The organism is Arthrobacter sp. TJ-236 (assembly GCF_058269235.1).
In genome coordinates this window covers 1551167-1574853 of sequence record NZ_JBZCNI010000001.1, presented here as the reverse complement: position 1 = coordinate 1574853, position 23687 = coordinate 1551167, and the positions used below count along the sequence as shown (strand labels likewise).

Sequence of the window (23687 nt, the reverse complement as noted above, 5' to 3'; positions counted from 1 at the left end):
ATGCCGCACCACGGAAACGACGAAGAGCACCAGGCGGAACCGGTGAACTTCCGCGACAACCGGAAGATCGATCCCGAGACCGGTGAGGTCCGTGGGCAGCAGGACGACGCCGGTGAGCCGGCTGCGGGGGATCCCGCGGCCGGCGGCCCGGCCGCTCCCGCGGCCGACGCGTCGGAGGGGGACGCCCTGGCCCAGGCCGAGGCGATCCTCAACGAGGCCGGCGGCGAGAGCAACCCGGCGGTGGACGTGGTCGCGGAACTCCGCAACGATCTGCTCCGGCTGCAGGCCGAGTACGTGAACTACCGGCGCCGCGTCGAGCGTGACCGCGACGTCGCACGGGACCAGGCGGTCATCGGGGTCATCACCACGCTGATGCCCGTCCTCGACGACATCGATGCCGCGCGTCAGCACGGCGATCTCGCCGAGGGCCCGTTCGCGGCGATCGCGGGGAAGCTCGAGAACGTGCTCAGGACGTACGAGTTGACGCGGATCGACGAGGTGGGGGTGGAGTTCGACCCGAACATCCATGAGGCCCTCATCCAGCAGCCGAGCGCCGAGGTGCAGACGGACAGTGTCAGCCAGATTCTCCGGGCGGGCTACCGCAAGGGGGAGCGCGTCCTCCGGGCCGCGCAGGTGATCGTCGCAGTACCCGAGTAGATTGCATCGCCGGGCGGACACCGAACGGCGGCAACGAAATTTCCCGACTCGCAGAGCTCGCTGGGAAATATTAAAGCCGCCTTCCTCGGTGCTCCGCCCGGCTCTCCCGGGTTAAGGGGCCCTCAAATGGCTTTTGACCCGCCGTACTTCATTGTTCTTCCTAGGAAAGGAGACTCCGATTGGCTAGTCAGGATTGGGTCGACAAGGATTTCTACAAGATCCTGGGTGTCTCCAAGGATGCGTCCGACGCCGACATCAAGAAGGCGTACCGCAAGCTCGCACGCCAGCATCACCCTGATCAGAACCAGGGGGATGCCGGGTCCGAGCGGATGTTCAAGGACGTGTCGGAGGCGTACTCGGTGCTGTCCGATGCCGAGCAGCGCCAGCAGTACGACGCCATCCGTGCGATGGGCGGCGGCGCGCGCTTCTCCGCCGGGGGCCCGGGCGCTGGCGCCGGCGGCGGCGCGGGCTTCGAGGACATCTTCGGGAACCTCTTCGGCCAGGGTGCGGGGCCGCGCCAGCGGACCGGCTTCTCCAACAGCAACCTCCCGCCGGAGTTCGCGGACCTCTTCGGCGGCGGCGGCATGGGCGGCAGCACCTTCCCCGGCGGCTTCCAGCAGCCACGTCCGCAGAAGGGCGCCGACCGCACGGCCACCACGTCCATCTCCTTCGCGGGCGCCATCAACGGCACCACCATCGGCCTGCGTGAGCCCTCGGGCGAGCAGATCGACGTGCGCATCCCCGCGGGCATCCGCGACGGGCAGAAGGTCCGCGTGAAGGGCAAGGGTCAGCCCGGGCAGGCGGGCCCGGGAGACCTCATGGTCGCGGTGTCCGTGAAGGATCACCCGCTCTTCAAGCGCGACGGCGACACCATCCGCATCACCGTCCCGGTCACCTTCCCGGAAGCCGCCCTCGGTGCGGAGATCGAGGTGCCGACACTCTCCGGCGAGCTGGTGAGGATGCGCATTCCCGCGGGGACGCCGTCGGGCCGGACGCTCCGCCTCAAGGGCAGGGGCGTCAAGACCTCCAAGGCCACGGGGGATCTACTGGTCACGGTCGAGGTGGTGGTGCCGCAGAACCTGTCCAAGGAGGCCGAGGCCGCCGTCGAGGCCTTCAGGGACGCCACGAAGGACGCCGACCCCCGCGCCGGCCTTGCCGCGAAGGCGCGGCTGTAACAGTACATTCGACCGAACGCCGGGAGGACCGGCACGGAAGGACGCCACCGATGGACTACACGATGCCCGTCTACGTCATCTCCGTGGCCGCGGAGCTCGCCGACATGCACCCCCAGACCCTGCGTCAGTACGACCGCCTGGGGCTCGTCATCCCTAGCCGGGCGCCCGGCAGGGCGAGGCGCTACTCGCAGAAGGACGTCGGCACGCTACGGGAGATCCAGCGGCTGTCCCAGGAGGGCGTCTCCCTCGAGGGGATCCGACGCATCCTCGAGCTCGAGAACAAGGTGGCCGCCCTGCAGGCGCGCGTGTCGGAGCTGTCCTCCGAACTCTCCGCGCAGCGTGGTCGGTCGGAATCGAGCAGGATCTTCGCCGCGGGCCTCGCGGGCGACGTCGTCACGCTGGCACGCGGTCAGCGGCCGCGCCCGCGCAGTCAGGCTCTCGTGGTCTGGCGGCCCGATCCGGAGCGCGCGCGGTCGTCCTCCGACGCCGTCGGGTGGTAGTCGGGTGGTCGCCGGGTGGTAATCGTCGGGGCGGGCGAGGAGACTGGAACCATGCACGTCGAACCGGGAGGTCCTGATGCTTGAGCCGATCATCGCGGCGTTGGCGGTCGGCGCCGGGATCCTCGCGACGCTGGGCGCCGGAACGGGCGTGGCCGGCTGGCTCGTGGTCCGGAAGGTCAAGCGCTCCCGGATCATCGAGCGCACGCGGGACCGCGGGATGCTCGCCGCGCGCGCCTACGCGCCCGATCCCCTGACGCGGGAACCCGCCCGCCTGATCAGCAACCTCACGCGATCCTCCCGAGCCACGCATCTCGCCCTCGAGGAAGCTGCGGCACAGCACCGCCCCGTGGGTGACCTCCCGCGCGCGGCCGCGGAGATCGACCGCGCCGCAGCGTCCCTCGAGACCCTTCTGAAGGCGGCGGACCGCGAGCCCAACCGCGCGCTCAAGCAGGAGTGGACCCGGGACCTCTCGGCGCAGGCGCGGGCACTCGACGAACTCTCCGCCGATCTCCGGCGCTCCCTCCTGGCGACCTCCCGCTCGATGGACACGCTGCAGCTCGAGCAGGCCACCGCGCGGCTGCGCACCGAGATCTCGGCGATGAGCACCTGGCGTGACACCTACGGGAACCGCCAGGCCTGGTGAACTGTTGGTCTCGGTACCAGTGATCCAACGGCTTCGGGGGTAGAGCGTGACCATCAGGCGTCGCATCCAGCGCATCGTCACGGCGAACCGCACGGCCGCCGCGGACGCGAAGAAGAACCCGCGCGTGCAGGCCGAGGAGGCCCAGCGGTCCCAGCACGCGCTCCTCGACCAGGCCCGCCGCGGCGCCGCCGACCTCGCCGCCCACCATCACCGCATCGGCCTCTCGGCCAACGAGGCCGCCCTCTACCTCCACCGGGTCGAGCGGGCGGCCGAGGCGGCCGTGCAGCGCGGCGACGACGACGCTGCGCGCGCTGCCATCCGGGAGTCGATCTCCGCACGGAAGCGGCTGGAGGCCCTCACCTCCCAGCTGGCCGAGGCCGAGCACCAGTCGCGGAGGGTGCAGGACGACGTCCGGCGGCTCGAGGAGCGCCTGCAGCGCAACGCGATGGAGTACGACGCCCTCCTGGCCCGGCGGGCCGCGGCGGAGGCGACGAGAGGCGTCCACGAGGCGCTCGGCGCGTCCTCGCGGGAGTCGGCGGCCATCGATGCGGCCCGTCGCAACGCCGAACTCGAGGTGCGCCGCTTCGAGGCCCAGGCCCGGGGTCGCGAGGAACTCTCCTGGTCCGACCCCTCCTCGCCCCGGCTGGAACAGGCCTTCGAGGAACTGGAGGCGGAGGTCGCCGCGCAGCAGGAGCTCGAGGAGCTCAAGCGGCGGCACGGCGGCGGCCGCCCGTAGCGTCCTCGGTTGTCGCCAGTGGCCCGTGGGGCGTCGGTCGCCGTTGTTAGACTCGGCCCATGACTGAGCTCAGCGGGTCCCATGTCCTGGTCGTCGGCGCAACCGGAGTGCTCGGAGCGGAGCTCTCCCGCCAACTCGCCGCCCAGGGCGCGCAGCTCACGCTCTCCGGCAGGTCCGAGGAGAAGCTCACCGCGCTCGCCTCGGAGCTCGGGGACGCCGTCACCGCTCAGGTCGCCGCCGATCTCGGCAAGCCCACCGGCCCTGCTGACATCGCGGCCGCCGTGTACGGGCGGGAACTGAACGGCGTCGTCTTCGCCTCGGGTGTGGTGGCCTTCGGCCCGGCCGTCGAGGTGGACGACGACACCCTCGATGAACTCATGCTCGTGAACCTGCTCGGCTACATGCGGCTCATGCGGGAGGTCGCGCCGAAGCTCGCGAAGGATTCCTTCATCGCGCAGATCAGTGCCGTGGTCGCCGAGAGCCCCACCGCCGGCATGGCCGCGTATTCCGCCACGAAGGCGGGCCTCAGTGCCTACGGCAAGGCGCTGACCCTCGAGCTGCGCAAGCAGGGCGTGAGGGTGCTCGACGTGCGGCCGCCGCACACCGAGACCGGCCTCGCCACGCGGCCCATCGCCGGTGAGGCGCCGAAGCTCCCCCAGGGCAAGGACCCGAAGGCCGTCGCCGAGCGCATCATCACGGCCGTGCGGGAGGGCGAGCGGGACCTCCCGTCGTCGGCGTTCTGACGCCGAGGGCGGCCGCCGCTGCCGCTCCGCACATTGCTGCCGCGAGGGCGAACGCGGCACCGGGAGCGATGATCCCGAGCAGGATCCCCGTGAGGAACGCCCCGCCCGCCTGACCGAGGACGAGCGCGATGAAGAGGGCGGACGTTCCCGCGGCACCGTTCCCGGGCGTCGTCGTGGCCCACAGGATCAGCACTGACGTCGCCGCCGTGTAGGTGAGGCCGAAGAGCAGAGCCCCGGCGATCGCCGCCACGGTCACCGTCGGGAGGACACCCACGAGCGCCGTGGCGCCGGCGGTTCCGAGGCAGGTCAGGGGCCAGGTCAGGGCGATCGGCCGGGACGCGAGCCACCGGGACAGCAGCACCGCGGCGCCGCCGCCCACGCCCAGCGCGATCCACGCTCCGGCGGATGCCGCCGGACTCATCCCTCCGACGTCCTCGAGGACGGTGCGGCCGTAGACCCAGACCGCCGCACTGCCGACGCCCAGCAGCACCGCTCCCGCGAGCGGCCTCACGAGGTCGCGGAGACTTCCCCCGAGGGTGCGGACACCGCTCCCGAGCGTCGCCCCGTCGCGCAGCTTCACTTGTTCACGCGTCTGCACACGTCCCTGCGCCGCTGCCCGGACCGCCGCCCGTTCCTGCATCCGTCCCGCCGCCCGTTCCTGCTTCCGTCCCGCCGCCCGCTCCTGCACCGACCTCCGCGGATCGCCGTCACCGCACAGCACGCCGACGGTCGACACCACGGCGATCACCGCGACGAGGATCCACGCCACACGCCACGCGTCGCCGAGCACGAGGGACAGCATCCCGGCCAGCACGACCCCGAAACCGGTGCCGGAGTTGACCGTGGACTGCGCGCGCCGCTCACGGGACGGCTGCACGTTGCGCCGCACGAGCTCGACCAGCGCGGGTGTGGCGAAGCCGGCTCCCATACCCGCCAGGAGGACGGCGACGGCGAACACGGCGGTCGAGTGCGCTGCTGCGATGCCGAGGCTCCCGATGGTGGCTGTGAGACCCGCGAGTACCGCGACCGTCCGGGGGCGGGAGCCTGCCCAGAGGAGCCCGAGGCCCGACGCGACGCAGTACAGGAGGGACGATCCCGACGAGAGCATGCCACTGGTAGCCGGCGTCAGCGCGAAGGACGAGGCGAAGACCGGCAGGAACAACCCGAAGCCGAGCCTCGCCAGGCCGTAGGTCGTGGCGATGAGGGCGACGCCGGAGACGAGGAGAATCGGGCCCGACCGAGCGCGGGCAGACTGTAACGAGCGTTTCATTGAAACGAACGTTATAGGGTGTGTCCATGCCAGCGCAATCATCAGCTCGTGACCGTCTGCTCGATGCCGCCGAGGATCTCGCGGCCTCGCACGGCGTCACGAGCACCCCGGTGGACGTGATCCTCGCCCGCGCGGGTGTCTCGCCGGCGACGCTGTACGCGCACTTCGGCACCAAGGAGGGGCTGATGGCGCAGGCCCTCGAGCGGCGGCTGCAGCGGTGGGCGGATCTCTGGCAGGAGTGCATCGACGAGGCGGCGTCCCCCGAGGACCGCCTGCTCGCGGTCTTCGACGCCCTGCTCCGCCTCCGCGGCGCGCTCACGCCGTCGCGGTGGTGCATGTTCCTGGGGGTCGCCGCGGAGACGCCGCAGCGGGGGAGTGCTCTCGACGACGTGCTGGCCGGTGACACCCGCCTCCTGACCGAGCGGCTCGTCGAGCTCGCGGTACCGCTGGTGGGCGCGGACCGGGCTCGCTCTGCGGCGGACCGCACAGTGCTGGTCTACACGGGCGTGCTCGGGATGATCCTGCGGGGCGCGGACGAGGAGACCGCCGTGGCCGAGGGCCGGGCGATCGCGTCCCTCACGCTCCAGGCCCTCCTGCCGCCGGGAGGGACTAGGCGCGCGTAGCGGCGACGGAACGTCCGCGGAGCGTATCGATCGCCTGCCGCAGCGACCAGCCGAGCAGGACGACGCCGGACCCGACGCCGGAGACGACGGCGACCAGCCCGGCGCTGTGGGTCGTGAACGCGAGGACCAGTCCCACCACCCCGAGGACGGTCATGAGGGTGGCGATGCTCGTCAGCTGTGCTCGACCCTCGGGCCAGAGGCGCGCGAGCGGGAAGAAGTGCACGCCGACCACGAGGGCGATCCAGCCCAGGGCCGCGGCGGGTTCGATCGTCCTGAGGAGCGCGAGGCCGCCGAAGAGTGCGATCGCCTCCACGGCGACCACCGCCCAGTAGAACCGGGTGAAGCCGACGGGCCGGGGTCCGCCGGACCCATGGATCTCGCGGGCCGTGCGGAAGAACGCCACGAGGACGACGGCGAACGCGGCCACCGCGAGCACCCGCAGCACCACCGCGAGCGCCGGAGGAAGCGTGGAGGAGTTCACGAGGACGAACACCATGCCGAACGAGCCGCCGATCACGTGGCCGACGAAGGTGGGGACGCGGATGGTTCCAGGGGCATCAGGGGTCATGCGAAGTCCTGCACTTTCTTCCAGCCGGGGTCGGGAGTGTGTCTGGCGGTGATCGTCCGCAGGCCCTGCGCGGCGCGGTCGAGGACGTCCCGCCCGTTCTGGTCCTCGGAATCGGAGTAGAAGTGGAGCGTCCGCACGCCCTTGGAGGTCTCGACGGCCACGAGCATGCCGCGCATTCCCAGAGCGCGGACGGTGCGGTCCTCGATGTCGTCGAGGCCGGGGAGGGCCGCGGCGACCGGGAGCCCGGCGTCGTCGGCGTCGTAGCGCAGGCGCAGAGCGGTGTGCAGGTCGAACTGCGGATGGTCGATCCACCGCAGTGGTCGCAGCACCCGGACGAAGACCGGCTCACCGGAACCGTGTTTGCCCTGCATGACGATCCAGCCGGGCTCCGGGAGGGTCCTCGCCAGCTCGGCCACGCGCCCGGGGAGCTCTCGCGCGGGGAAGCTGTCCACGACGTCGTGCACGATGCAGTCGACGCGCCGGACCCAGCGCTCCACGTCGTCCTCACCCAGCAGCCATTCGAGCAGCAGGACGCACAGGCCGTGCTCGTCGTCCCACTGGCCGGTGAAGCCGGGGTTGTGCACGGAGACGATCAAGCCGTCGCCCGCGCGGGTGACCCTCGCATGCACCGTGGTGCGGCGGAGATCGAACGTGCGGCCGCGGTAGGTGATGGTCGAATCGAGCATGTCCGGCTTGGCGCTCCGCGCGGGGATGAACTCCCACCGGCGGCCCGCGGGCGGGGACGCCCGGTACCAGCGCTCGGCCACCGGCCGGAGGGATGCGTCGCCGCCGCTGGAGATGCACAGCGTGTGCTCGGACTCCTGCCCGTTCCGCGTCTCCCATTCGAGGCCGCGGGCGATCGCGTGCACGCGCTGCGTCATGACGTCCACGTAGGCGTCGAAGTCACCCGCGCGGGTGGCGGTGGTGAGCAGTTCCTCGCCGTCCGCCGCCCACCACTGCCAGAAGGCCTCGATGGGATCCTTCCGGCCGCGCCGAACACCGGCCCGGCGGTTCACAATGCCCATGGTGCTCGCGTTCCCTCGGTGTGTGCGCCCGGGATCCTCCGGTCGCTCCGACCTGAGTGAATCTACCCTGCGGGATGGCCCCGGCGGGAGGTGTCCGCCGGGGCCGCGGCGGGGCGCCGCCCAGTGGAACGGACGTGTCGCCGCGCTCTCAGGAGCGCTGCGTCGCCGCGCTGCCGGGCGCACCACGGAGGACGACGACGGCGATGAGCCCCGCGGTCACCGCCAGTGCACCGGTGAAGAGCACCACGCCCGACCAGCCCAGATGGCCGAAGAACAGGCCACCGACCCAGCCGAGCAGGCTGGAGCCCGCGTAGTAGGCCACGTTGTACAGGCCGGAGGCCTGCGCCCGGCCCTCCGAGGAGAGCGCCGGGGCCCACCCCGAGGAGACCGAGTGCGCCGCGAAGAACCCGCCGATGAACACCACGAGCCCGAGCACCGCGAGCGGGACGGACGGCGATAGCGTGACCAGCAGACCGACGAGCATGACGGGGATCGCGGCGACCAGGACCGCGAGGCGTCCGAAGCGGACACTCAGTCCGCCCGCCAGGCGTGAGGTGACGGTGCCGGAGAGGTAGGCGAGGAAGAGCAGACTCACGAGCGAGGCGGGGAGGAGGAACGGAGGCCCCTCGAGGTGGAAGCCCAGGTAGTTGTAGACCGCCACGAAGCCGCCCATGAGGAGGAACCCCTGCGCGTAGACCGCCAGCAGGCGGGGCGAGCGGAGGTTCACGCCGACGCGCGCGGCCAGCCCCGGCCCGGAGCCGCGCCGGGTGGGCCGGAAGCCGCGTGCGGCGGGCGCGAGGACCATGAACGCGACGGCGGCACCGGCGGCCATGATGCTGACGGCGAGGACACCGGCGCGCCAGCCGAACAGCTCTCCCACGGGACCGGCCACCAGGCGGCCGGCGAGCCCGCCGAGGGTGGTCCCCGCGATGTAGGTCCCGGCGGCGACGGCGGCGTGAAGCTTCTGCACCTCCTCGTACAGGTACACGAGCGCGGTCGCCGGGACACCGCCGAGGGCCACGCCCTCGAGGAACCGGACGGCGAGCAGCACCTCGAAGGAGGGAGCCGCCGCCGCGAGGAACCCCAGCACCACGGCCACGGTGATCGCCCACGTCATGGTCCTGCGTCGTCCGGCGCGGTCCGCCACCGCCGACCAGGGGATGACCGCGACGGCGAGGCCCAGCGTGGCCGCGGAGACCGAGAGGGCGGCGTCCGCCGGCGAGACCTGCAGATCCGCCGCCACGCCCGTGAGCACACCCTGCAGGGAGTAGAGCTGAGCGAAGGTCGCGAGGCCCGCGAAGAGCAGGGCCAGGAGGATCCGCCGGTACGCGCGGGAGTCCTTCGGGTGTCCCTGCCAGGTGCCGTCGCTCATCGTCGCGCCGTCCGGGCACGCGCCCGTGCGTGCGCCGTCACGGGTTCCGCCGACTCCCCGGGTCGCGCTCCCGACCGGCAGCCCCCGGTGAGCGCCCGGCCCTCCGGATCGCGCTTCCCAGCGGGCTCCCGGCCCTCCTGACCGCGCTCCCCAGCAGGCTCCGAACTACTCTCCCGATGGCCCTCCCCACGGTCAGCTCGGTGCGTCAACGGCGCCGGTACGCGAGGTCGAAGACCATCCGACCGGCGGTAATCGCCTTGTTCTCGAAACTCGTCAGCGGCCGCCCCTCGAAGCGGGGCGCCCACCCGCCGACGTCGTCCACGCCCTCGTTGGCTCCCGTGTTCCCGGTGCTGACGGGGTCGCGGCCCTCACGGACCGGCGCGCCACCCACCACCGACTCCACGCCGCTCTCCCACACCTGGGTGAGCGGACTGTCGGCGCCGCGGCGCTCGCCGTCGTGCAGGTTCTCGAAGTCCGGGCTGGCGTCGAGGACCGCTCGCATCTGGACGGCGTAGCTGGACCAGTCGGTGGCGAGCCGGAAGACGCCGCCGGGCTCGAGGACGCGGGCCGCGAGCTCCACGTAGTCCTGCTTGACGAGGCGGCGCTTGTGGTGCCGCGCCTTGTGCCAGGGGTCGGGGAAGAACGTCCACAGTTCGCCCACCGACGCCGCGGGGATCATCCCGGCGAAGGCCGCCGCGGCATCCACCTGCGCCGTCCTGACGTTCGTGAGGTCCTTCTGGCTGATCCTCAGCATGGTCTGCGCCAGCCCGGGCCGGTAGACCTCGAGGGCCAGGTGGTCGCGGTCGGGTCGCTGCTCGGCGGCGTGGGTGATGGCCTCGCCCAGGCCGGAGCCCACCTCGACGACGAGGGGCGCCGTCCTCCCGAAGGTCGCCGGAAGGTCGAGGACGAAGCCGGGGGCCACGGACGTGTCCGCGCTCTCCACCCGGGGGACGTCGATCAGGAAGGCCGCTGCCAGCTCGTCCCATGCTTCGCGTCGTCGGCCCTGCAATCGCGAGCCGCGCCGCACGAAGGAGAGGGGCTGGGTTCGGTGCTGCTGCTCGGAGCTGGGGGCGTCGGATTCCATCGCCCCCAAGGGTACCGGCACCCGGGTCGAGGAGCGGTGCTCCCAGCCGCTAGCTCCGGGCGGCTCCCAGCTGGAGGCGCGAGATGGCGAGCTGCGCGTACAGGGCCGCGCCGTCGGCGAGGACGCTGTCGTCGAACACCGCGTAGGGCGAGTGGTTGTAGGGCGACGCGGCGAGATCGACGCCGGGTGTCACGGCCGAGAGGAACGCGAAGCTGCCGGGCACGGCCTCGAGGATGCGCGAGAAGTCCTCGGAGCCGCTCATCGGGTTCGGCATGGTCACGTACCGGTCCGGGCCGAGCAACTCGGCGACCTGCGCCTCCACGTGCGCCGTCTCGTCGTGGTCCGTGATGGTCAGCGGGTACTCGTGGACGTACTCCACCTCGGCCTCGAGACCGTGTGCCCGGGCGATGTGCTGCGCGAGGCGGGGTGCCGACTCCGCCATCCGCTCCCGGTTGGCCGCGCTGAACGTCCGGACGGTCGCCTCGATGCGCGCGGTCTCCGGGATGATGTTCCGCTTGGTTCCGGCCTTCAGCACACCGACGGACAGCACCACGGGATCGAACATGTTGAACTGCCGCGTGACCATGACCTGCAGTTGCGTGACGATCTCCGCGGCGACCGTCACGGGATCCTTCGCCGAGTGCGGTGACGAGCCGTGCCCGCCCATCCCGCGCACGGTGATCATGAGCCCGTCCGACGCCGACATCAGCGGTCCGCCACGGCTGGCGACGACGCCCGTGGGGATGAGGGAGGAGACCACGTGCAGCCCGTAGGCGGCGTCGGGTCGCCGCCCCGCGGCGTCGAGCACGCCTTCGCGGATCATGACGCCGGCGCCGTCGTACCCCTCCTCGCCCGGCTGGAACATCAGCACGACGTCGCCCGGTAGGTCGGCGCGGCGGTCGGCGAGGAGCCTCGCGGCGCCCGCGAGCATGGCGGTGTGGAGGTCGTGGCCGCAGGCGTGCATGGCGCCGTCGACCTCCGAGGTATAGGGCACCCCGGTGGTCTCCTGGACCGGCAGGGCGTCCATGTCACCCCGGAGCAGGACGAGGGGCGGGGCAGCGTTGCCGGTCTTCGCGCCGCCGTGCGGCGTCCCGGGGGAGGGCACACCCGAGCCGCGGAGGACCGCCGTGACCGAGGTGGTGTCCGTGCCGAGGGTGATCTCGTACGGCAGGCCGTCGAGTGCCGCGAGGACCTTCTCCTGCGTGCGGGGGAGATCGAGGCCGATCTCCGGGTGGCGGTGCAGGCGGTGGCGGAGGTCCGTGATGTCACCCGCGAGGTCGCGGGCGTCGGCGAGCAGTGCAGCGGGGGAGAGCGTCACAGAATTCCTCCTGGCAGGCGGGTGCGGGCGTCCCTCCACCCTCGCAGATCCGACCTGCCGTGGCGAGGTCCCCGACCGGTGGCACCGCACCGGGTGCGACGTCGTCGTCCGGGCCGCGCCCAGCACGTGCGGGCCGTGCGACGGCTGGTCCTGGATCCGCTTGACCGAACAGAAGGGCCCGGACGTGCCGCGGCACACATCGGCCCGCCCTGATGCCGGGAACGGTGCAACCTGCTGGTAAAGTAAAAGAACTTGCCTGCGCACGGCGGAGACCCTCCGCGTGACACACGCGCAGCCTGCGTCGATAGAACGCATTCTTTTGTCCCGCATGAAGCTCCCAGGATCGTGAGCGCGGTGGACACTGTCTGATTTTTCTTCGGCGAACCCCTGCTCCAACCGGCGCCGGGGAAGATGAGAAGAAAGCTCGTGTACTTCACATGACTACTTTTGCTGCCCTCGGTGTGCCCAAGGCGCTGGTCGAGAACCTCGCCGTGCAGGGCATCACCGAACCGTTCCCCATCCAGGTCAAGTCCCTCCCGGACTCCCTGGCCGGGCGCGACGTCCTCGGCCGCGGCCGCACCGGCTCGGGCAAGACCCTCGCCTTCGCGCTGCCGATGGTGGCCCGCCTCGCCGAGCAGGAAGCGGCGTACCGCCGCAAGCCCGGGCGTCCGCTGGCCCTCGTCCTCGCGCCGACCCGCGAGCTCGCCACCCAGATCAACGCCACCGTCGAGCCGCTCGCGCAGCAGCTCGGCCTGAACACCACCGTGATCTACGGCGGTGTGTCCCAGCAGCGCCAGGAGAAGGCGCTCCGGGCCGGCGTGGACATCGTCATCGCCTGCCCGGGCCGCCTCGAGGACCTGATGCGCCAGAGGCTCATCAGCCTCGAGTCCGTGGAGATCACCATCCTCGACGAGGCGGACCACATGGCGGACCTCGGCTTCCTGCCCGTGGTCAAGAAGCTCCTCGACACCACACCCAAGGAGGGCCAGCGGCTGCTCTTCTCGGCCACTCTGGATAACGGTGTGGACAAGGTGGTAAACCGCTACATGTCCAACCCGGTGACCCACTCCGTCGACGACCCCCAGGCCGCCGTCACCACCATGGAGCACCACGTGCTCCTCATCGGCGACCAGACCCAGAAGAAGCAGCTGATCGTCCAGCTGGCCTCCGGCACCGGCCGCCGCCTGCTCTTCATGCGCACCAAGCACCATGCGCGGAAGCTCGCGAAGACCCTGACGGACGCCGGCATCCCCGCCGTCGACCTCCACGGAAACCTGTCGCAGAACGCCCGCGACCGCAACCTGGCCGAGTTCTCCTCGGGCGACGTCCGCGTCCTCGTGGCCACCGACGTCGCAGCCCGCGGCGTGCACGTGGACGACGTCGAGCTCGTGGTGCACGTGGACCCGCCCACGGAGCACAAGGCCTACCTGCACCGCTCGGGCCGCACGGCGCGCGCCGGTTCCTCGGGAACGGTGGTCACGATCACCCTGCCCGAGCAGAAGTCCGAGGTCCAGAAGCTCATGAAGGCGGCCGGCGTCGACGTCGCGTTCGAGAACGTGAAGGCCACCTCGCCCCTCGTGCAGTCGCTCATCGGCGATGTCGCGGACAGGATCGACCCGCGTACCCGTGCTGCTCTGCTCGCTGCGCGTGAGTCCTCCCGCGAGACCCCCCGGGGTGACGGGACCTCGACGGGTGCGAACGCCGAGCGCAAGCGCGCCCGTCGTGGCACCGCCGCTCCGTCGGCCGGCGGTCGAGGCGGTCGTGGCCGCGTGAGCGCCGAGCCGCAGGCTCAGGGCAACCGCGCCGAGCGCCGCAAGGACCAGCCGCAGGCACCGCGTTTCGGGTCCGACGGCGGAGGGTCCGCGGCGTCGGGCACCCGCCGTCGTTCGGAGGAGCCGCGCACGGCATCGGAGACGTCGACGCGCAGCAGGCGTCCCGCCTCCGGGCAGCGCGTGGGCGACGCCGTCCGCTGGTCCAGCACGTCCGCGCCCGCCGCGGGCGGTCAGCGCAGCCCGTCGGCCCCTGCCGCGGGAGGCCAGCGGAACCACGCCCCGTCGGCGCCCCGCACCGAGGGCGCCCGCCGTGCCGGTGGCTCCCGCCGGGCCGGCGCTCCCGCGTCGAACGATCGCCGCACCCGCTAGTCACGCAGGACCATGACAGGACCCCCGAGCGCACCGCGCCCGGGGGTCCTGTCATGTCCGCAGGTCATCCCGATCCGGTGACCTGAGGGACAGCCCGGAGAACATGCCTCGGTGTTCCTACCGAGGGTGCGGGACAATGGATGCATGAACGCACTCCTGAACGTCATCTGGCTCCTCTTCGGAGGCATCTGGCTCGCCCTCGGCTACTTCGCGGCGGGCATCATCTGCTGCCTGCTGATCGTGACCATCCCGTTCGGCATCGCCTCGTTCCGGATCGGCGTCTACGCCCTCTGGCCCTTCGGGCAGATGGTCGTGCACCGCGGGGGGACCACCGGAGCGCTGCCCGCCATCGGCAACGTCATCTGGCTCCTCGTGGCCGGGATCTGGATCGCCATCGGCCACGTGCTCACGGCCATCCCGATGTTCGTGAGCATCATCGGGATCCCCCTCGGCATCGCGAACCTCAAGCTCATCCCCGTCTCGCTGGCACCGCTGGGCAAGGTGATCGTGCCCTCGACCACCTATCTGCCTACCTACCGCTGAACCTGTCCGTCCGTCGGCGGAACCCTCCGGCGGAAGCTCGCTCGGCGAGGGCGGACGGAGTCGGCGTGCGCTGAGGCCGGGATTCGTCGGGCGATCGCAACCAGCGCAGGGCCGCGTGCTCGTCGTCGAAGTGACGCACCTCGAAGGGCGGGGCGTACAGCTCGTTGTAGAGGTCGAGGAGCAGTCCGTCGATCAGCGACCGGCCCGTCACGGCCATCCGTGAGACCCAGCCCGGCTGGGCGAAGGACTTCAGTGCGGCGCGGCAGATCGAGGTCATACCCGCCGGTCGGACCAGCAGGGGCCGCGGACCGTCCGTGCCGAGGGTCCGCATGTACCCGATGATGTCCGCGGCGTCCTGCTCGGTGAAGCGGATGGAAGGCTGCCACTGGACCACCACGATGTCGGGCTCGACGTGATGGGGTGTGAAGCGCGTGGGCCCTTGCGCGTGGTGCATGAGTACCTCCCCGTGGAGCGGGCGCCCGAGGCGCGCCGCCCGATTGTGGTGCAGGGCTCCGTGAGACCTCCGGAACCCTCCACGACCGCTCGAGACCGTCAACTGCCGTCGTGTAGAACCCTGTATAGCACTTCGCCGCTGTGCGTTTCTGCGCGCCACCTGCCCGGCGGCGCCCCGCACAGCAAGGAGGAGCCGCGACGGCGTCCGTCGCGGCTCCTCCACCACCCGTGCTGTGCTGCGCGGCGTGAGCTCGCGCGTGCCGGGAGTCTACTCGGGTCCACCCACCACGGTTGAGCCTCCGCTGGACCCCGCACTGGAGCCCGTGCCCGGCTTGTCGGCGTTCTTCAGCAGGTCACCGAGCAGCCCGATGATGTCGAGACCCGTGGTGTCCTTGACCAACTGCGTGGTCTGCTGCACACCGTTCGTCACGTTCCTGCTCAGCTGGCTCGCACCGTCCGTGGAGACCACCGTCATGGTGTCGATGGCGGACATCGGTGCCGCGATCTCCCGCGCCATGGACGGCAGGACCTCGAGGACCTTCGACAGGATGGCGGCCTGGTTGAACTGCTTGTAGGCCTCGGCCTGCGCGGCGATACCGGCGGCCTCCGCCTTGCCGCGTGCTTCGGTGGATTGCGCCTCCGCATCACCTCGTGACGCGATGACAGCTGCCTCCGCACGGCCTTTGGCCTCGTTGATGGCTGCCTCGGCGTTACCGCGGGCGGTGTTCGCGGCGGCGTCGGCCTCGGCCGACACCCTGTCACCCTCCGCGCTCAGCTTCCGCTTCGCGAGGTCCACGCGGGCCTCGATCTCCGTGGCCTCCGAGGCGCGGCGACGCTCCTCGAGTTTCGCGTCGGCCTGCTGGATGAGCCGGTACTTCTCGGCGTCGGCCGGCTTGCGGACCTCGGTGTCGAGCTCGCGCTCGCGCAGTTCCGCCCGGCGGAGGGCCACCTGCTGTTCGCGGATGATCACCTGCTCGTTCTGCTCGGCCTGCGCCAGCGGCCCGGCGGCGTCCGCACGCGCCTGGCGGGCGTCGGCTGCTTCCTTCAGCTCGGCCCGGCGGATGATCAGCTGCTGCTGTGCGAGTGCCACCTGCTCGTCGGAGATGGCGCGCGCCTGCTCGGACTCCTGGACCGAGCGGGCCTCGGCGATCTTCGCATTGCGCTCGGCGGACGCCGCCTCGGGGCGGCCCAGGTTCTTCAGGTAGCCGGAGTCGTCATCCACGGACTGGATCTGGAAGGTGTCGATCTCCAGGCCCTGGTTGTGCATGGAGTGCTCGGCCTCCTCCTTCACGCTCTTCGCGAAGGTGGCGCGGTCACGGATGATCGACTCGACGGTCAGGGTGCCCACGATGGAGCGCAGCGAGCCCGAGAGCGTCTCCTGCGTGTAGTGGTCGATGGCGTCCTGCTGGTTGAGGAAGCGCTGCGCGGCCTTGCGCACCGAATCGGCGTCGCCACCCACCTTGACCTGGGCCACGCCCGTGAGGTGCAGCTTGATGCCGTTCAGCGAGATGCCCTCGATGCGCAGGGACACCTGGCGCGACGCCAGGGAGAGCGGGTACGCCCGCTGGGAGAACGGGTTGATGAAGACGCGGCCGAAGACGACGCGCTGGCTGTCGACGTCGGGCTGCCCCTTGTTGTCCTTCGACGAGATGATGAGCGCCTGGTCCGGACTGGCGATGTGGAGTGCCATCTTGGCGAGGATCGCCAGGACGATCAGGAGGATGACGACGACGACGATGACGCCTATGGTGATTGCTGCAGTGGTCACTGAGACCCTTTCACGGTGAACTGCGGAATTAGGTCAGTGGGCCGTGCGGCCCGCTCGGACATCAACCTATGCGATGCATTGCGCTTCTCTGACCCCCATGTCGTGAAAGTGGACAAACCGTTATGCGCCCTCGGTCAGGACGCCGCACCTGCCAGGAACGCCTGCATGAGCGGGCCGCCCGAGGTGGACCCGAGCTCGCCCTCCTCGACGAACACGGCCACCGCGAGGTCGCCCTGGATCGCCACGACCCACGCGTGGGTCCGCGGCGGCGTCTCGCTGCCGAACTCGGCGGTACCGGTCTTCGCGAGGACGGGCTCCCCGGGCACGTCCTGCAGGAGCTGGGCGCCGCCCTGGCTGACGACGGCGGACATCAGGGTGCGGAGGGTCGCGGCCTCGGCGGCGGAGAACGCGCTCGGCGGGGCGTCGGTGGCCGGATCCTCGGCGGCGTCGCCCGGTGAGGCGGCATCGTCCGGTGAGGTGGCATCGTCCGTGGGAGCCGCCGTCTCCGCGGCACTCTCCGAGCCGGGATCGAGGTCCGTCGACTCCCCGGCGGCGAGCAGCGTGGGGGTCACCCGCGCCCCGGCCCCGACGCTAGCCGCCATGGTGGCGAGCGAGAGGGGCGAGACGAGGACCTCGCCCTGGCCGATCATCGCGGCGGCCTGCGCCGTACCCTCTGCCTCCGTGGGCACGGCTCCGAAGAACGCGGGGGTGCCGATGGCCGCCTCGACGCCGATCCCCAGGTCAGCGGCCGCGCTCGCCAGCTCGGCCTGCGTGATGTCGCCGCGCGTGCTGATGAAGCCCGTGTTGCAGGACTGCGCGAAGGTCTCGAGGAGCGGGATGGTGCCGAGGAACTGCGCGGGGTAGGTGCTGGCGTTGTTGAACGTGCGGCCGTCCACGGTCACCTCCTCCGTGCACTCGGTCGGCGTCTCGGGCGTGAAGCCCTTGCGCAGGAGCGCGAGGCTCGTGGCGACCTTGAAGGTGGAACCGGGCGGGTACTGGCCGAGGAGGGCCGTCTGCAGCCCCTCGCTGCCCGGTCCGTTGGCGGCGGCGAGGATCTCGCCGGTGCTCGGCCGGATGGCGACGATCGACGACGCCGAGGGCTCGTCCGCGAGTACGTCCTCACCGAGGGACTGGAGGCGGGGATCGAGGGTGGTGGCGAGATCCGTGCCGTCCACGGCGGGCTTGCCGAACAGGCGCTGCGTGGGGGTGGCGGGATCATCCACCGCGACGGCGTTGACCTCGAGCCCGGGGGTGCCGGTGAGCTGGGCGTTGTGCTGCAGCTGGAGCCCGCCGAGCCCCGTCACGTCCCCGGCCCGGATGGCCCCGCCGGACTGCTCCACGAGCTCCTCCGTGGCTTCGCCGACGCTCCCGAGCAGCTCCCGCGCGAACGTGCGGGTGGGCGCGAGTTCCAGCGTGTCCGCCTGGCGGAGGGCACCGGGGACGGCGTCGATCTGCGCGTCCGTCACGGTGCGGCCGGCGTCGTCGCGCAGCACGAGGGCGACGACGAACGCCTCGGCACCCGCGGCCGTCACCTGTTCCTCGTAGCCGGCCGGGTCGAGCTCGAGGAGTGTTGCGAGAGCGCGTGCCGACGCCGCCCACTGCGCCTCGGGGACGAGGGTCTTGTCGATGCCCACACGGATCACCGGGCGCTGCGTGACGATCACCTCGCCGTTCGCGCCGGTGATGTCACCCCGGTCTCCGGGCACGCTCGCGAGGGTCAGCTTCTCGTCCGGCAGGAGGTTCGGGACGAAGACGTCCGGCTCCCACGCCGCCTGCCAGTTGTCCTCGACGCGCGTGAGGTCCGCCGTCGTGCTGTAGGTCCAGTCCTGGTCCGTGTCGTCGAGGTCCCACACGTAGTCCAGGGTCGCCGTCGCGCTGTCCTCACCCGTCTCCTCCACGCCGCGCACGGTGACGGCCGGCGCTTCCGGGCCGAAACCGTCCGTGATCGTGGCGAGGTCGGCGGTCACGGCGGCCGGATCGGTCCCCGCGAAGGCGGACTGCCCCACATCGAGCTGCGCGAGGCCTTCAGCGAGTGTCCTGGCGGCATCCTCCGCGGTCGGGCGGTCGTCGGTGCAGGCCGTGAGGCCGAGGGCCAGGGCGGCGATGGTCAGGACGGTCGTGGCACGGTGGAGGTTCCCCATGGGGCCATTATGGCTGAGCCCGAACGCCCGGGAGCGGACCCGCGGTGCGTCACGCGTGGCTCAGCGCACAAGGGCCCCCACCGACGGCGGGGCTGGAGCGCCGGGCGTGCGGTCACCCCGCAGCGCGAGACCGAGGGCGATCACCGCCGGCAGGAGGACGAGCATGGCACCCATCCCGAGGGTCAGGGCGTCCGGCGCGACGACGGACAGGCCGCGCTGCGCCTGCACGAACAGGGTGAGCATGAGGCCGAGATAGGCGACCGCGGCCACCGCGACGATCCGACGGATGCGGTGCTCCGAGAGGTTCAGCACGCCGCGGCCGACCAGCCAGGTGAGGGCGAGCGCGACGAGCGGCAGGGCCTGCAGGGCGTGGAGCCCGACGAAGTGGGCCACCCGGCTGTCCCCGAAGTCGGTGGACCACCCGAGCAGGGGCAGGCCGGGACCGCCGTCGGAGGAGCCGACCGTGTGGCCGCCGGTCACCGGGCCCATTCCCGTCTGGCCGGGCCGGGGACCGGTCATGACGTAGCCGCTGAGCGCTCCGACGGTCATGAGGGGCACGGCCAGCTGCACCGCCAGCCCGAGGCCGCCGTCCAGCCGTCTCCGCGCGAGCACAACGCCGACGATGATCACGCACAGCGAGAAGACTCCGATGCCCGCACCCATCACGGCCCAGAGGGTCGTATCGAGCGGCGTCGCGGTGTTGAAGTGCGAGGCTCTGCCGCGTGCGGCCTGGAGGACGAGGACGCCGAGTTCCACGATCAGTGCCCAGCCGAGCACCTCGAGCACCGCCCGGGTGAACCGGCCGCGCTCGATCCGCCCGTAGATCCACAGCATCACGGGTGCGAACGCGACGAAGGACAGGGCGAACTTGAGCGGTTTGTTCCAGACGGGAGCCCCCGCGACCTGCGTGGGGTCGGCCACGGCGAGGACGGCCGAGATCGGGAGGACGACGACGGCGCACGCGAGTAGGAGCATGAGCGCCGGGCTCACCCGCCACCCGGCGCGCAGGACCGCCGCGGTGGTCACGACGGCACCCGCTCGGCGCGCGCGGGGGCGCCGCCGTCGACGGTCCGCATCAGGTGGTGTTCCCGCCAGGCCAGGAACAGCGGGAAGGTGAACGCGATGGCGATGACGAAGCTGAGGGGGACGAGGAGCCAGACCGCCCGGGACATGCCGAGGCGCCTGCCCTCGAGGATCATGAACATGCAGGCGACGAAGGCGACCACGATCACATCCACGGCGGCGGAGGTCGACGCGGCACTCGCGAACCAGCCGGCGAGATAGTCCTCCTGCGCGGCCATGGATCGAAGGTTGAAGGTCCAGGTGCCGACGCCGCCGACGACGGCCAGGAGCAGATAGAGCACGCGCATCGGAGAACTCCTCGCAAGGGTGAACACTGTTCACCGATAGTAGGGTGAACAGTGTTCACAGCACAAGACCCGAGATTCGGAGGCACATCCCGTGGTCACGACGCCCCTGACCATCGACGCGATCGTCGCGACGAGCCGTTCCCTCCTGGTCGAGGGAGGTCCGGATGCGGTGGTGGTCCGCGAGGTGGCCCGGCGTCTCGGGGTCACGGCCGGCGCCCTGTACCGGTACGTACGAGGGCGGGACGATCTGCTCACCCTGCTCATCACGGCCTGCACCCATGAGGTGACCGCCGCGTGCGAGGACGCGTTGCGCGCCTGCCGGCCCGACGACGTCGAGGGCCGCATCCTGGCCGCCACCCTGGCGTTCCGCGCCTGGGCTCTCGAGCACCGGCCCGAGTTCGGTCTCGTGTACGGGACGCCGCTGATCGGTTATGCGGCTCCCGCAGGTGGACCGACCGTGGAGGCGGGTCAGCGCTTCGGTGCCCTGTTCGGATCGCTCTTCGTCGAGGCGCGGGCCGCCGGACGGCTTCGTGCGGTCGACGACGAGAGCCTCGCGCCGGGAGTCCGGGCGTCGCTCGTGGCGACGGCGTCACGGCTCGGGCTGCCCATGCGGGCGGGGGAGGTTCAGCCCTTCATCGTCGGGTGGCACCGCATGCTGGGGGTGGTCTCCGTGGAGGTGGCCGGTCACCTCCGGTGGGTCTTCGGCGAGGACGCCTCGGCCTTCGCGCACCAGCAGATCGACGAGCTGCTCGCCGACCTGCTGGTACCCGCGCCCTGAGCCGGGCCCGCGGAGCGTCCGTCCGCGGCGATGCAAGGGGAATATCCGCTGCCCGTGAAAAGTTGAGTCGAGTACACTCAATGTGATCGTCACGCCCCCTGCACACTCGGAAAGGAACCGCGCGTGGATACCAACTTCACCACCAAGAGCCGTGAGGTGCTGTCGGCCGCGGCCATGAACGCCTCCACGGCGGGCAACGCCCAGATCGACGCACCGCACTTCCTCAAGGCCCTCATGGATCAGCGCGAGGGCATCGCCGTCGCCCTCCTGAAGGCCGCCGGCGCCGATCCGGACTCGATCAGCGTCCAGGCGAGTTCCGCCATCAAGGCCCTGCCGTCGTCGTCGGGCTCGTCCGTCGCCCAGCCGCAGTTCTCCCGCGGCGCGCTGCAGGTCGTCAGCGCAGCCCAGCAGGAGGCGGAGACGCTCGGCGACCAGTTCGTCTCGACCGAGCACCTGCTCCTCGCCCTCGCCGCGGACGGCGGGACCGCGGGCTCCATCCTCCGTGGTGTGGGGCTCACGCGGGAGGCGCTCGCCTCGGCGCTGCCCGGGGTGCGCGGCGACCGCCGCGTGACCACCCCCGACCCCGAGAACACCTTCCAGGCCCTCGAGAAGTTCGGCGTGGACCTCACCGAGGTGGCCCGCAGCGGCAAGCTGGATCCCGTGATCGGGCGCGACGCCGAGATCCGCCGGGTCGTGCAGGTGCTCAGCCGACGCACCAGTAACAACCCGGTGCTCATCGGCGAGCCAGGTGTCGGCAAGACCGCCGTCGTCGAGGGGCTCGCCCAGCGCATGGTGGCCGGGGACGTCCCGGAGTCCCTGCGTGGCAAGACGCTCATCAGCCTGGACCTCGGTTCGATGATCGCCGGCGCGAAGTACCGCGGCGAGTTCGAGGAGCGGCTGAAGGCCGTCCTCGAGGAGATCAAGGGGTCCAACGGCCAGGTGGTCACGTTCATCGACGAACTCCACACCGTGGTCGGCGCCGGTGCCTCCGAGGGGTCCATGGACGCCGGCAACATGCTCAAGCCCATGCTCGCCCGCGGCGAGCTCCGGCTCATCGGCGCGACCACGCTGGACGAGTACCGCGAGCGGGTGGAGAAGGATCCGGCGCTGGAGCGCCGCTTCCAGCAGGTCTATGTGGGGGAGCCGACCGTGCCCGACACCATCGGGATCCTGCGCGGGCTGAAGCAGCGGTACGAGGCGCACCACAAGGTCTCGATCGCCGATTCCGCGCTCGTCGCGGCGGCCACCCTGTCCAACCGGTACATCCCGGGCCGGCAGCTCCCTGACAAGGCGATCGACCTCGTGGACGAGGCAGCCTCGCGCCTTCGCATGGAGATCGACTCCGCTCCCGTGGAGATCGACGAACTGCGCCGGTCCCTGGAACGCATGCACATGGAGGAGATGGCGCTGTCCCGCGAGAAGGACGAGGCGTCCCTCGAACGGCTCCAGGCGTTGCGCGCCGAGATGGCCGACCGCCAGGAGGACCTCGACGGACTCAACGCACGGTGGGAGGCCGAGAAGGCGGGCCTGAACCGCGTGGGTGACCTCAAGGCCTCGCTCGACGACCTGCGCTCCCACGCCGACCGCGCGCAGCGCGAGGGTGATCTCGAGACGGCGTCGCGCATCCTCTACGGCGAGATCCCGCAGGTGGAGCGCGAGCTCCGCGAGGCGCAGGCCGCCGAGGAGCAGAGTGTCAACGCGCCCGAGCTCATGGTCGCGGAGGAGGTCACGGCGAACGACATCGCCGAGGTCATCTCCGCGTGGACCGGCATCCCGGCCGGCCGCATGCTGCAGGGGGAGAGCGAGAAGCTCCTCGCCATGGAGGACGTCATCGGGGCGCGCCTGATCGGGCAGAAGAAGGCGGTCACCGCCGTGTCCGACGCGGTTCGTCGCGCGCGGGCGGGTGTGTCCGACCCGAACAGGCCCACCGGCTCCTTCCTGTTCCTCGGCCCCACCGGTGTGGGTAAGACGGAACTCGCCAAGGCGCTCGCGGACTTCCTGTTCGACGACGAGCGCGCCATGATCCGCATCGACATGTCCGAGTACTCCGAGAAGCACTCGGTGGCGCGCCTGGTAGGTGCTCCTCCGGGCTACGTGGGCTACGAGGAGGGCGGCCAGCTCACCGAGGCGGTGCGGCGCCGGCCCTACAGCGTGGTGCTGCTCGACGAGGTGGAGAAGGCGCACCCCGAGGTGTTCGACCTCCTGCTGCAGGTGCTCGACGACGGCCGGCTCACGGACGGGCAGGGCCGCACCGTGGACTTCCGGAACGTGATCCTCGTGCTCACCTCCAACCTCGGCTCGCAGTTCCTCGTGGACCCGTCCCTCGACGACGCCGCCAAACGCTCCGCCGTGATGTCCGCGGTCAACGCGAACTTCCGGCCGGAGTTCCTCAACCGGCTCGACGACGTCGTCATCTTCGACCCGCTGGGCCTCGACGAGCTCTCGCGCATCGTCGACCTGCAGGTCAAGGCCCTCGGCGACCGACTGCAGGACCGCCGCCTGGAACTCGACGTCAGTGCCGCTGCCAGCGAGTGGCTGGCGCTCACCGGCTTCGATCCGGCGTACGGCGCCCGGCCGCTGCGCCGGCTCGTGCAGCGCGAGATCGGGGATCGCCTGGCACGGGGGATCCTCGCCGGTGACATCGTGGACGGCGACACCGTGGTGGTCGACCGGCAGGAGCCGGCGGCCGATGCGATCGGCGTCCCGGGAGCCGGCGAGGGCGGGCTCTCGGTACACGCCGCACGCTAGCCGCACGGAGAAGGGGGAGGGGCCATCGGTC

Annotated in this window: 22 protein-coding genes; 11 read left to right on the top strand and 11 right to left on the bottom strand. The window is 71.3% G+C overall.

Going from position 1 to position 23687, the window contains the following annotated elements:
• The 6 genes from AC4D16_RS07390 (at position 1) to AC4D16_RS07365 (ending at position 4454) form a co-directional block, all read left to right on the top strand.
• The gene (locus AC4D16_RS07390) at positions 1-657 is read left to right on the top strand and encodes a nucleotide exchange factor GrpE (protein ID WP_490954457.1); all 657 of its coding nucleotides are present in this window, start codon (positions 1-3) and stop codon (positions 655-657) included.
• 179 nt (positions 658-836) lie between these two features.
• Positions 837-1832 (top strand): DnaJ C-terminal domain-containing protein, encoded by a 996-nt coding sequence (locus tag AC4D16_RS07385; RefSeq protein WP_490948032.1) that lies wholly within the window; start codon positions 837-839, stop codon positions 1830-1832.
• A gap of 50 nt (positions 1833-1882) precedes the next feature.
• A complete protein-coding gene (locus tag AC4D16_RS07380; RefSeq protein WP_490954456.1) occupies positions 1883-2332 on the top strand; it encodes a heat shock protein transcriptional repressor HspR in 450 nt (149 codons plus the stop codon).
• Between the two features lie 76 nt (positions 2333-2408).
• On the top strand, positions 2409-2975 hold the full coding sequence (locus AC4D16_RS07375; protein WP_490954455.1) for a hypothetical protein: 567 nt from the start codon (positions 2409-2411) through the stop codon (positions 2973-2975).
• Between the two features lie 46 nt (positions 2976-3021).
• The gene (locus AC4D16_RS07370; protein WP_490954454.1) at positions 3022-3711 is read left to right on the top strand and encodes a PspA/IM30 family protein; all 690 of its coding nucleotides are present in this window, start codon (positions 3022-3024) and stop codon (positions 3709-3711) included.
• Between the two features lie 59 nt (positions 3712-3770).
• Positions 3771-4454 carry an SDR family NAD(P)-dependent oxidoreductase gene (locus tag AC4D16_RS07365; protein WP_490948036.1) on the top strand — a complete coding sequence of 228 codons (684 nt, stop codon included), beginning with the start codon at positions 3771-3773 and terminating at the stop codon, positions 4452-4454.
• Here the strand turns inward: AC4D16_RS07365 and AC4D16_RS07360 are convergent.
• Positions 4405-5724, bottom strand: coding sequence for an MFS transporter (locus AC4D16_RS07360; protein ID WP_490954453.1), 1320 nt, complete (start codon positions 5722-5724; stop codon positions 4405-4407). The genes AC4D16_RS07365 and AC4D16_RS07360 overlap by 50 nt on opposite strands.
• Before the next feature lie 26 nt (positions 5725-5750).
• On the opposite strand from AC4D16_RS07360, the gene AC4D16_RS07355 reads away from it, so the two are divergent.
• The gene (locus AC4D16_RS07355; protein ID WP_490954452.1) at positions 5751-6347 is read left to right on the top strand and encodes a TetR/AcrR family transcriptional regulator; all 597 of its coding nucleotides are present in this window, start codon (positions 5751-5753) and stop codon (positions 6345-6347) included.
• On the opposite strand, the gene AC4D16_RS07350 is transcribed toward AC4D16_RS07355, so the two are convergent.
• From AC4D16_RS07350 to AC4D16_RS07330, 5 genes are all read right to left on the bottom strand, one after another.
• A complete protein-coding gene (locus tag AC4D16_RS07350) occupies positions 6334-6915 on the bottom strand; it encodes a hypothetical protein (RefSeq protein ID WP_490948039.1) in 582 nt (193 codons plus the stop codon). The two genes, AC4D16_RS07355 and AC4D16_RS07350, sit on opposite strands and share 14 nt — an antisense overlap.
• Positions 6912-7940 carry a DUF695 domain-containing protein gene (locus AC4D16_RS07345; protein ID WP_490954451.1) on the bottom strand — a complete coding sequence of 343 codons (1029 nt, stop codon included), beginning with the start codon at positions 7938-7940 and terminating at the stop codon, positions 6912-6914. Before AC4D16_RS07345 ends, AC4D16_RS07350 begins: the two co-directional genes overlap by 4 nt.
• Positions 7941-8088: 148 nt before the next feature.
• Positions 8089-9312 (bottom strand): MFS transporter, encoded by a 1224-nt coding sequence (locus tag AC4D16_RS07340; protein WP_490954450.1) that lies wholly within the window; start codon positions 9310-9312, stop codon positions 8089-8091.
• A gap of 205 nt (positions 9313-9517) precedes the next feature.
• Positions 9518-10396, bottom strand: coding sequence for a tRNA (guanosine(46)-N7)-methyltransferase TrmB (trmB, locus tag AC4D16_RS07335; RefSeq protein WP_490954449.1), 879 nt, complete (start codon positions 10394-10396; stop codon positions 9518-9520).
• Positions 10397-10445: 49 nt separating this feature from the next.
• Positions 10446-11714 carry a M20 metallopeptidase family protein gene (locus tag AC4D16_RS07330; protein WP_490954448.1) on the bottom strand — a complete coding sequence of 423 codons (1269 nt, stop codon included), beginning with the start codon at positions 11712-11714 and terminating at the stop codon, positions 10446-10448.
• A gap of 437 nt (positions 11715-12151) precedes the next feature.
• Between AC4D16_RS07330 and AC4D16_RS07325 the strand changes: the two genes are divergently transcribed.
• Both AC4D16_RS07325 and AC4D16_RS07320 read left to right on the top strand, forming a co-directional pair.
• Positions 12152-13855, top strand: coding sequence for a DEAD/DEAH box helicase (locus AC4D16_RS07325; RefSeq protein ID WP_490954447.1), 1704 nt, complete (start codon positions 12152-12154; stop codon positions 13853-13855).
• Between the two features lie 144 nt (positions 13856-13999).
• On the top strand, positions 14000-14398 hold the full coding sequence (locus AC4D16_RS07320; RefSeq protein ID WP_490948045.1) for a YccF domain-containing protein: 399 nt from the start codon (positions 14000-14002) through the stop codon (positions 14396-14398).
• Here AC4D16_RS07320 and AC4D16_RS07315 read toward each other — a convergent pair.
• The 5 genes from AC4D16_RS07315 to AC4D16_RS07295 all read right to left on the bottom strand — a co-directional run bounded on the left by AC4D16_RS07315 (position 14385) and on the right by AC4D16_RS07295 (position 20130).
• On the bottom strand, positions 14385-14852 hold the full coding sequence (locus tag AC4D16_RS07315; protein WP_490948046.1) for a DUF7793 family protein: 468 nt from the start codon (positions 14850-14852) through the stop codon (positions 14385-14387). The genes AC4D16_RS07320 and AC4D16_RS07315 overlap by 14 nt on opposite strands.
• 267 nt (positions 14853-15119) lie before the next feature.
• Positions 15120-16619 (bottom strand): flotillin family protein, encoded by a 1500-nt coding sequence (locus tag AC4D16_RS07310; protein ID WP_490954446.1) that lies wholly within the window; start codon positions 16617-16619, stop codon positions 15120-15122.
• Between the two features lie 134 nt (positions 16620-16753).
• Positions 16754-18760: a penicillin-binding transpeptidase domain-containing protein gene (locus AC4D16_RS07305; RefSeq protein WP_490954445.1), complete on the bottom strand. Its 2007-nt coding sequence runs from the start codon at positions 18758-18760 to the stop codon at positions 16754-16756.
• 60 nt (positions 18761-18820) lie between these two features.
• Positions 18821-19786, bottom strand: coding sequence for a hypothetical protein (locus tag AC4D16_RS07300; RefSeq protein WP_490954444.1), 966 nt, complete (start codon positions 19784-19786; stop codon positions 18821-18823).
• Positions 19783-20130, bottom strand: a complete 348-nt coding sequence (locus tag AC4D16_RS07295) for a DUF2834 domain-containing protein (RefSeq protein ID WP_490948050.1) — start codon at positions 20128-20130, stop codon at positions 19783-19785. The genes AC4D16_RS07300 and AC4D16_RS07295 overlap by 4 nt, the downstream gene beginning before the upstream one ends.
• Positions 20131-20221: 91 nt before the next feature.
• Between AC4D16_RS07295 and AC4D16_RS07290 the strand changes: the two genes are divergently transcribed.
• Positions 20222-20908: a TetR/AcrR family transcriptional regulator gene (locus tag AC4D16_RS07290; protein WP_490948051.1), complete on the top strand. Its 687-nt coding sequence runs from the start codon at positions 20222-20224 to the stop codon at positions 20906-20908.
• 123 nt (positions 20909-21031) lie between these two features.
• Positions 21032-23656, top strand: coding sequence for an ATP-dependent chaperone ClpB (gene clpB, locus AC4D16_RS07285; RefSeq protein ID WP_490954443.1), 2625 nt, complete (start codon positions 21032-21034; stop codon positions 23654-23656).
• The last annotated feature ends 31 nt before the right edge of the window (positions 23657-23687 follow it).

What these genes read in the sequence shown, in the direction of transcription:
- AC4D16_RS07390 (WP_490954457.1), top strand. Translation starts at nt 1, where the DNA reads ATGCCGCACCACGGAAACGACGAAGAGCACCAGGCGGAACCGGTGAAC.
- AC4D16_RS07380 (WP_490954456.1), top strand. Translation starts at nt 1,883, where the DNA reads ATGGACTACACGATGCCCGTCTACGTCATCTCCGTGGCCGCGGAGCTC.
- AC4D16_RS07375 (WP_490954455.1), top strand. Translation starts at nt 2,409, where the DNA reads ATGCTTGAGCCGATCATCGCGGCGTTGGCGGTCGGCGCCGGGATCCTC.
- AC4D16_RS07365 (WP_490948036.1), top strand. Translation starts at nt 3,771, where the DNA reads ATGACTGAGCTCAGCGGGTCCCATGTCCTGGTCGTCGGCGCAACCGGA.
- AC4D16_RS07360 (WP_490954453.1), bottom strand. Translation starts at nt 5,724, where the DNA reads ATGAAACGCTCGTTACAGTCTGCCCGCGCTCGGTCGGGCCCGATTCTC.
- AC4D16_RS07355 (WP_490954452.1), top strand. Translation starts at nt 5,751, where the DNA reads ATGCCAGCGCAATCATCAGCTCGTGACCGTCTGCTCGATGCCGCCGAG.
- AC4D16_RS07350 (WP_490948039.1), bottom strand. Translation starts at nt 6,915, where the DNA reads ATGACCCCTGATGCCCCTGGAACCATCCGCGTCCCCACCTTCGTCGGC.
- AC4D16_RS07345 (WP_490954451.1), bottom strand. Translation starts at nt 7,940, where the DNA reads ATGGGCATTGTGAACCGCCGGGCCGGTGTTCGGCGCGGCCGGAAGGAT.
- AC4D16_RS07340 (WP_490954450.1), bottom strand. Translation starts at nt 9,312, where the DNA reads ATGAGCGACGGCACCTGGCAGGGACACCCGAAGGACTCCCGCGCGTAC.
- trmB (WP_490954449.1), bottom strand. Translation starts at nt 10,396, where the DNA reads ATGGAATCCGACGCCCCCAGCTCCGAGCAGCAGCACCGAACCCAGCCC.
- AC4D16_RS07325 (WP_490954447.1), top strand. Translation starts at nt 12,152, where the DNA reads ATGACTACTTTTGCTGCCCTCGGTGTGCCCAAGGCGCTGGTCGAGAAC.
- AC4D16_RS07320 (WP_490948045.1), top strand. Translation starts at nt 14,000, where the DNA reads ATGAACGCACTCCTGAACGTCATCTGGCTCCTCTTCGGAGGCATCTGG.
- AC4D16_RS07315 (WP_490948046.1), bottom strand. Translation starts at nt 14,852, where the DNA reads ATGCACCACGCGCAAGGGCCCACGCGCTTCACACCCCATCACGTCGAG.
- AC4D16_RS07305 (WP_490954445.1), bottom strand. Translation starts at nt 18,760, where the DNA reads ATGGGGAACCTCCACCGTGCCACGACCGTCCTGACCATCGCCGCCCTG.
- AC4D16_RS07295 (WP_490948050.1), bottom strand. Translation starts at nt 20,130, where the DNA reads ATGCGCGTGCTCTATCTGCTCCTGGCCGTCGTCGGCGGCGTCGGCACC.